General features: G+C 64.1%; 4 protein-coding genes. All 4 read right to left on the bottom strand.

The genetic code is table 11. The features are described 5' to 3' along the window. Positions 1–80: 80 nt before the first annotated feature. Positions 81–1,214, bottom strand: a complete 1,134-nt coding sequence (locus tag AZG88_RS39270; protein WP_061700746.1) for an LLM class flavin-dependent oxidoreductase — start codon at positions 1,212–1,214, stop codon at positions 81–83. A 1,173-nt stretch (positions 1,215–2,387) separates the two neighbouring features. Continuing rightward, complete coding sequence (locus AZG88_RS39265; RefSeq protein WP_061700745.1) at positions 2,388–4,745, bottom strand: ATP-binding protein; 2,358 nt, start codon at positions 4,743–4,745, stop codon at positions 2,388–2,390. A 414-nt stretch (positions 4,746–5,159) separates the two neighbouring features. Then, positions 5,160–6,425 carry a bifunctional 3,4-dihydroxy-2-butanone-4-phosphate synthase/GTP cyclohydrolase II gene (locus AZG88_RS39260; RefSeq protein ID WP_061700744.1) on the bottom strand — a complete coding sequence of 422 codons (1,266 nt, stop codon included), beginning with the start codon at positions 6,423–6,425 and terminating at the stop codon, positions 5,160–5,162. A gap of 63 nt (positions 6,426–6,488) precedes the next feature. Beyond that, positions 6,489–7,670 (bottom strand): thiolase family protein (locus AZG88_RS39255; protein ID WP_063886933.1); only part of this gene is annotated, 1,182 nt, incomplete at its 5' end.

The following is a 7,670-nucleotide window of genomic DNA, read 5'->3' as shown; positions in this document are numbered from 1 at the left end:
CATTCCGAATCGAGGGTAGGCAAGGTTGCCTGGGTTGAGGTGTTCCGCCATGAGTATTCCTTCCGTGAGGGCTTCGTCGATCACTGCGAAGCCGCGAGGGTGGAGTCGAGCTTGCGCACCTCAGGCATGACCTCGGCCGCGAACAACTCGAGGGAACGATCCACCTCGTCATGTGCCACACCGGGAAAGCCCATCTGCAGCAACCAATTCTGAATGCCATGCGACCTGGTCAGCCGGGTCATCTTCTCGGTCACACTCGCCGCCGAGCCGATCATCAGGTGATCGCGCTCCATCAGCAGATCGAACGGATCCATCTCTTTGAACCGCGGATCTTCCGGATCCTCGTCGGCGTCGAGCCACACCCCGATGCCACGGACCCGGCATACGAACTCGAAGAACTCCACCACACTCGCCTCGGTGACCCGACGCGCCTGCTCATCGGTCTCGGCGACGTAGCACAGTCGCAGCACCCCGACATCCTCCCCCAGGTCCGGCGTCGCGCCGGTGACAGCCGCCTTCTCCTCCCGATAGAGGTCGAGCAGATTGCGCAGCACCTGACCGGTCGGATACCAGGTAATCGGCTTGAGACCCTTCTGCGCCGCACCACGGAACCCCTCCACCGACTCGGTCACCGCGAACAGCGGCGGCATCGGCTGCTGGAAAGGCTGCGGCGTCATCCCGAACGCCTTCAGATCGCCCTGCTCGTCGACCCAGCCCTCCGGCATCGGCGCCCCCGGCGAGTGAATGAACTTCGTCCGCGGCTCCGGGAACGTGTACCGCTCTCCCGACCAACTGAACAGATCCTCCGTCCAGATCCTGCGGACGATCTCCAGGTTCTCCTCGAAGATCGCCCGGCTGCTGTCCGAACCATTCCACCGACTCGCTGCAGGATTGAGGTTCATCACCTCGATCGGCAGGATCCCGCGACCGAACGCCACATCCAACCGGCCCTCGCTGAAGTGATCGAGCAACGCAAGATCCTCCGCGACCCGCAACGGATGCCACAACGTCAGCGACACCGCAGCCATCCCGAACCGGATCCGGTTCGTCCGAGCGGCCAGATCCGTCGCCAACATGATCGGATTCGGGCTCGCATCCGTCCCATCGGTGTCGAAATGATGCTCACCCAACCAAATCCGGTCAAACCCCAACTCGTCCGCCATCACGGCATGACGCCGCGTCGCCTCCAGCACATACAGCAGATCGATTTTCATTTCCACTCCAAGTTCATCGGCTCTCGCCCATATTTCGGACAAGGACCGCATTGCTGTCCAAGCCCGTACCCGAAGGCTGACCTAGGGGGCCCAACCGTTCAGGTGATGCCCATCACATGAGAATCGCTGCAGCCACGCCTTGGTGCCAGCGGGAAATTACCTATCCGCTACCTATTGGCCGTACCCACGTACTACGTAGGCGGGCATGGTGAGGGTGGGTGCCGTGGTATGCCCAGGTCGCCGGCTGGTCGGCAGCGGCCACCCGCCCATGTCAGTTCTATGGTCCCCTTCCTGGGACGCGGGCGCATGCGGGAAGATCGGGTGCGGTCTCTCACCGAGGTCGATCATTCTTGGCGCCGGTAAGCCCGAATATCGGTTTGATCCGAGGGGCGATGGTGGGGGGCGCGTGGTTGCCATGCCCCAGGGTCCACCTCTTGTCACCTATTCGGTTCCTGCGGACGGCCGCGTTCATACAATCGGTTTTGTGGGAACGACTTTCATCATGGATGGGTCGCCGATGTCGAACTGTTAGCGGAACGGGTCGCGGCGCTGGATCTCGGCAAGGCCGTTCTCCAGGCGTGTGTGCGGGTGCCGCACCCAGAAGCGGCCCGGTAGGCGAATTCCGGAGCTGCGCGGTTACCGCACGGCCACCGCACGTTGTTGGTGATGGTGGCCTGGTTGCGGCACTGGCACGTGCGGCGGGAGGTTATGGAATCCACGTGCACCTACTGGAAGGGCGTGTACTAACTTGCCGAAGCCGAGTGCTTTGACTGCTGGCTGGTCAACGACAGTCGACGGCACGCCCGGGCGGACCCTCGGGGCGACTCTCACGTCCTGCGCGGCCGGCTGACACCCCGCACACCGGCACTTCGGACCAGCCACTTCCCCTGGACCGGCCACGGGCCACTTTGCCGCCGGACATGCGCCCTCACTTGACCAGAGAGGCGCCGTCTAGATCGCGTGCCTCTGGATCTGGACAGCCATTCGAGTAGGTACACGAAAGCCGGCAACCGGCACGCGGACGGATTCCTTTGTCCGCGAGTGATCTCTGTGGTCGCACACGGTGCGGACATGGTGCCGCTGTCAGCGCGTCGATTGGGATCACCAAAGACGCGCACTCGCCGTGCGGACGGTCCGTTCTCGGATCAGCCCCAGCTCGGATGAGAAGGTGGCTCAGCGGCCGGGTTTCTGTTCGTGGACCCACGCGGCAAGTTGCGTACGCGAGGTGAAGCCGAGTTTGACGAGGGAGTGCTCGACGTGACCTTCGACGGTGCGTTGGGAAATTACAAGCCGGTCGGCAATTGCCCTGTTACTCAGTCCTTCGGCGACCAGTTCAGCCACTTGTTGCTCGCGTCGGGTGAGGCTGAGGGCCTCGCCACTCGTCGCGGGCACCTCGGCCCGCGTTTCTTCACCCAAGGCGTAGGCAACCGCTTCGTCCGCGCTCAGTGCTGCGCCTCGCTTCATTGCGGCCTCAAATGCTCTTTCACCGAGAGAGGTTCGAGCGTGCTGCCGAGACTTCTCGTGCAAAGTGGCAGTGTTTGTCAGAGCGGGTGCGCGACCACCGGTAGCGCTGAACAGTACGTCCGCAGCGCCCAGCAGCACCGTGGACCGTTCCGGCCTCTGTTCGACGTCGGTCCACGCAAATTGCTCGAGCGCCCAGGCGTAGCTCAGCTGACTTCCCACCATCCGGGACAGCCGCAGACCGTCCTCGAGGAGCGCGGTTCCACGCTCACGTTCTCCGTGCTGCCACATCGCGAAGCCATAGTCACACAGCGCCATTGCTCGCCATATTATTTCCTCCCGCGACTCGGTGAGCGCGATGAGCTCCTCGTAGCTCTCTGTAGCTCGCTGGATGTCGCCGGTCATCTCGAAGGCGAGCGCCAGCCAGACCAGTGCCGGCACCAGCTGGTTGAGATCGCCTTCGGGACGGAAGATGTTGATCGCGTTCTCGAGGCTGGCGATACCTGTCCGAAGCGCTCCGTTGGAGACGGCGAGGCACCCCTCCGCGAAGGCGACCAACGCATCGAGGTCGGCATCCCCGACCCGGGCAGCCAGCAGTCGTGCCTGGTCCGTCGATACGGTGCCGGCGGCAACGTCGCCCTGCAACGCGGCCAGCATGCTGCTGGTACACAAAGCCTCGATCCGGTCGAGGGGTTGCTGACCTTCCTGACTTGTGAGTGCACGATCGAGCCAGTGACGGCCTTCGCTGAACAACCCTCGCACGAACCAGAATTGATACATCGCGGTGACGATGCGCATGCCCGCTTCTGCCTCGCCGTCCTCGCTGAGGCAGAACTCCATGGCGTCGCGCAGATTCGGCTGCTCACGCTCCAGTCTGGCGATCCACTCCACCTGCAGCGGACCGATCCATTCGGTCTTCGCTCGGAGCACGAGTTGCTCGTACCAATCTCTATGCCTTTTTCGAAGGTTCCAGTATCCGTCGGCTTCGTATAATTTCTCTCGTCCGTATTCACGAATCGTGTCCAGCAGTCGATACCGCACCACCGACCCGACCTCTTCGCGGATCAAGACCGACTTATCGATCAGAGACGTGAGCAGATCGAGTAACTCTCCGTCAGGCGGGTCCGCGGCGAGGACCCCCTCGGCAGCGTCGAGCTCAAAACCACCGGCGAACACCGCCAGCCGAGCCCATAACCACTGTTCCTGCGACGAGCACAGGTCATAGCTCCAGTCGATGCACAACCTCAAGGTCTGCTGCCTCGTCGGTGTTCCTCTGCCGCCTAGCGTGAGAAGTCGGAGTCTGTCGCCGAGGCGCTCCCTTATCTGCTCGACCGACATCGCCCGCAATCGTGCCGCCGCCAGTTCGATCGGCAAGGGCAGGCCTTCCAGACGCCGGCAGATTTCAGCCACCGTGCCCATGTTGTCCTCGGTGAGCCTGAAACCCGGCACTGCGGCGCCCGCACGCTGCTCGAACAGGGTCACCGCGTCATATCGGGAAATCTCGCGTAGCGTCGCCGTCGATCGCGTCAGCTCCGGCAGCGACAGCGGGGGTACTCGAACCACTACCTCCCCACGAATGTCGAGAGACGCACGGCTAGTGGCGAGGATTTGGACACCTGGGCACGTCCGCAGTACGACCTGTGCAACACCTGCAACTGCCTCGACTAGATGCTCGCAATTGTCCAGGACTAATAGGATCCGTTTTTCCGCCAGCTGTTCGGTGAGCACAGTCATGGGCGGCCGGACGGAGTGATCCTGTAGACCCAGCGCACCCGACACGGCCTGTCCGAGCAGGTCCCCGTCGTGTAGTTCACCCAGTTCGACGAACCAGACACCATCGTCGTATGTCCTGCGCGAAACGGCGCCGATCCGCAGGGCGAGCCGGGTCTTGCCCACGCCGCCGGCGCCGATGAGAGTTACCAGCCGCGATCCGGACAGCAGCTGGCGGGTGTCTGCCAGCTCGCGCCGACGGCCGACGAAGCTGGTCAGGTCGAGTGGAAGATTTCCGGATTTGCCTCGCCTCGACTTGGCATGCACTCCGATGTCCGCGGGGGGCTCACTTTCGGGCATGGCCGCATCCAGTATCGAACCGGCACATTACGCAGGAGGCTGAATTGACGGGCGCGTCCGATGCGCCGAGCCGATCGGCCAATCCGAAAGAAGTCGGCCGTACAGTCATGCGCCACCTCTTGACAAATCGTGCCCGCTATACGATGTACGTTCTACAGCCTGGTGACGGCGAGTTCAACTCCCCTGGCCCGCTCGACTGCGGGCGTCACCGCGGTGATGGCCAGTCCCGCGAGAGTCACGTGTCGACCCGGTCGTCGGATGCGGCGAGGGAGTTCCCTCGTGAACGGATTATCCGTTCCGATTCCAACGGTCGGCAGTAGTCCGATTTCGCGGCGGGCGTTCCGACCCGATCGAGCAAGCACGCAGCGCACCCGGCCGACGTTTTCCTTTGCTGTGACGAGCCGGGCTGTTTGCTCAGCCGAAGGCGGTGATACTGCGCTCCCTCACGGGAGTCGCCGGCGGGCACAGGTCCGGAAGGTCGTGACCCATCCGGTCCCGTTTGGTCTGCAGGTAACCGAGATTGTGGTTGTTCGGCCGCGGCAGTAGCGGAACACGTGCTGCGACCTCGATGCCTGCATCCTGCAGACAGGTCACCTTCTGCGGATTGTTCGTCAGTAATCGCACCGACCCGATTCCCAAATCTCGCACGATCTGCGCAGCCGTCCCGTAGTGCCGGGCATCAATCGGCAGACCGAGATCCAGATTCGCGTCGACGGTGTCCCGGCCGAAGTCCTGCAGACTGTAGGCCTGCAGCTTCGCCGCCAGTCCGATGCCGCGCCCTTCGTGCCCACGCAGGTAGATCACGACACCGCGGCCTTCACATCTGATCCGCTCCATCGCTTCGGTCAGTTGCGGCCCACAATCGCAGCGACACGATCCGAAGACGTCACCGGTCAGGCACTCCGAATGCACTCGTGTCAGCACCGGGGCGGCATCGGAGATGTCGCCGTGCACCAGCGCGATGTGCTCGGTGCCGTCGGTTTCCACGCGATATCCGAAGGCAGTGAAGTCGCCGTGCAGTGTCGGCAGCCGGGTCGCGGCGACCCTCTCCACGAGCAACTCGTGCCGGCGCCGGTATCCCACCAAACTGTCGATGGAGATCATCGCCAGACCGTGGGTGTCAGCGAAGTCCCGCAGGTCAGGAGCCCGCTTCATGGTGCCGTCGTCGTTGACGACCTCCACCAGCACACCGGCCGGGGCCAACCCCGCAATCGTGGCCAGATCCACTGCGGCCTCGGTATGGCCGCGCCGCACCAACACCCCGCCCTCGCGGTAGCGAAGCGGGAAGACGTGACCTGGCCGCGTCAGATCCGACGGCACCGAACTCGCATCGGCAAGCACCCGAGCAGTCCGTGCACGATCGGCCGCAGAGATCCCCGTGCTCACACCGTTCGCCGCGTCCACTGACACCGTGTACGCCGTGCGCATCCGGTCCTGGTTGTGCGGGGTCATCAACGGAATGTCCAGCCGGTCGAGCATCTGAGGCGCCATCGGCACACAGATCACCCCACTGGAATACCGAATGGTGAACGCCATCAGCTCCGGTGTGGCCTTCTCCGCGGCGAAGATGATGTCACCTTCGTTCTCCCGGTCCTCGTCGTCGACCACCACGACCGCCTTACCGGCCGCGATGTCGGCGATTGCCCGCTCCACACTGTCCAGACGGACTCTGTCGCTCATGGGAGTGCTCCTGCCTTCTCGATGGGAGGGGCGGGACGCTCTGGGAAGTGCGTCCCGCACCCGTCAATCTCTTTCCAGAATGAGTGCGTTTGCCATGCCGCCCGCCTCGCATACCGTCTGCAACCCGCGTCGCTGGTCGGCGTCTTCCATCGCGTGCAACATCGTCGTCAGCAACCGGCAACCAGTCGCTCCGAGCGGATGACCGAGCGCGATCGCTCCCCCTCGCGGATTCAGGCGGTCGATGTCGACCTCGAGATCCGACTGCCACGCCAGCGGCACGGAGGCGAAGGCCTCGTTGACCTCGAAGTGATCGATCTGATCGATGTCCAGGCCGGTCCGGGCCAGAATCTCCCGTGTCGCCGCGATCGGCGCCGTCAGCATCATCAACGGATCGTCACCGCAGGCGTAGAAGGACCGGAGTCGGGCCCGGGGACGCCAGCCCATCCGCCTGGCCGCCCGTTCGCTGGCGATCAGCACCGCGCTGGCGCCGTCGGTCAACTGGGACGAGTTCGCCGGTGTGACGTGCCATCGCAATTCCGGGAACCGGTCGGCGTACTCCTCGGTGTGGAAGGACGGTGTCAGCGCCCCGATCGAGTCGAGGGTGGTACCGGGACGAATGGTCTCGTCCCGGTTCACTGTCTCATCCGTGGCCGGCACGCGAATGGGCACGATCTCGCGCACGAAAGCACCTGAGGAGTCCGCCCGCGCCGCGAGTTGATGTGAACGCGCGGCGAACTCGTCGAGTTGTTTCCGGTCGAGATTCCACCGGTGCGCGATGAGTTCGGCTGCGACACCCTGGGGTAGCAGTCCCGGAGCGTACCGCTCGCTCACCGAGGGACCGTAGATGTCAGCACCCTGACGATTCGATCCCATCGGCACACGGCTCATCGACTCGACGCCGGCCGCGATCACGATGTCGTAGGACCCCGCCATCACGCCTTGCGCCGCGAACTGCAACGCCTGCTGACCGGAGCCGCACTTGCGCTCGATGGTCACGGACGGCACCTGCTCCGGCAGCCCCGCCGCCAGCCACGCCATCCGCCCGATGTTGCCGGACTGCTCGGACGACTGCGTGACACACCCAACCAGTAGATCGTCGACCTCGCCGGGATCCACCGCCGTTCGCTCCACCAGCGCGGAAACCACCTGTGCCAGCAGCTCGACCGGATGAACACCGGCCAGTGCGCCAGCCGGGCGGGCTCGGCCCATCGGCGACCGGACCGCATCGATGACGACCGCGGAGTT

It is taken from the genome of Rhodococcus sp. LB1 (genome assembly GCF_001583455.1).
In the GTDB taxonomy this organism is placed as follows: domain Bacteria; phylum Actinomycetota; class Actinomycetes; order Mycobacteriales; family Mycobacteriaceae; genus Rhodococcus_F; species Rhodococcus_F opacus.
Note: the sequence above shows the minus strand (reverse complement) of the source record. Positions and strands in the feature narration are given on the sequence as shown.

Excerpts from the sequence above, each read along its gene's own strand:
- AZG88_RS39260 (WP_061700744.1), bottom strand. The coding sequence starts at position 6,425 with ATGAGCGACAGAGTCCGTCTGGACAGTGTGGAGCGGGCAATCGCCGAC.
- AZG88_RS39270 (WP_061700746.1), bottom strand. The coding sequence starts at position 1,214 with ATGAAAATCGATCTGCTGTATGTGCTGGAGGCGACGCGGCGTCATGCC.
- AZG88_RS39265 (WP_061700745.1), bottom strand. The coding sequence starts at position 4,745 with ATGCCCGAAAGTGAGCCCCCCGCGGACATCGGAGTGCATGCCAAGTCG.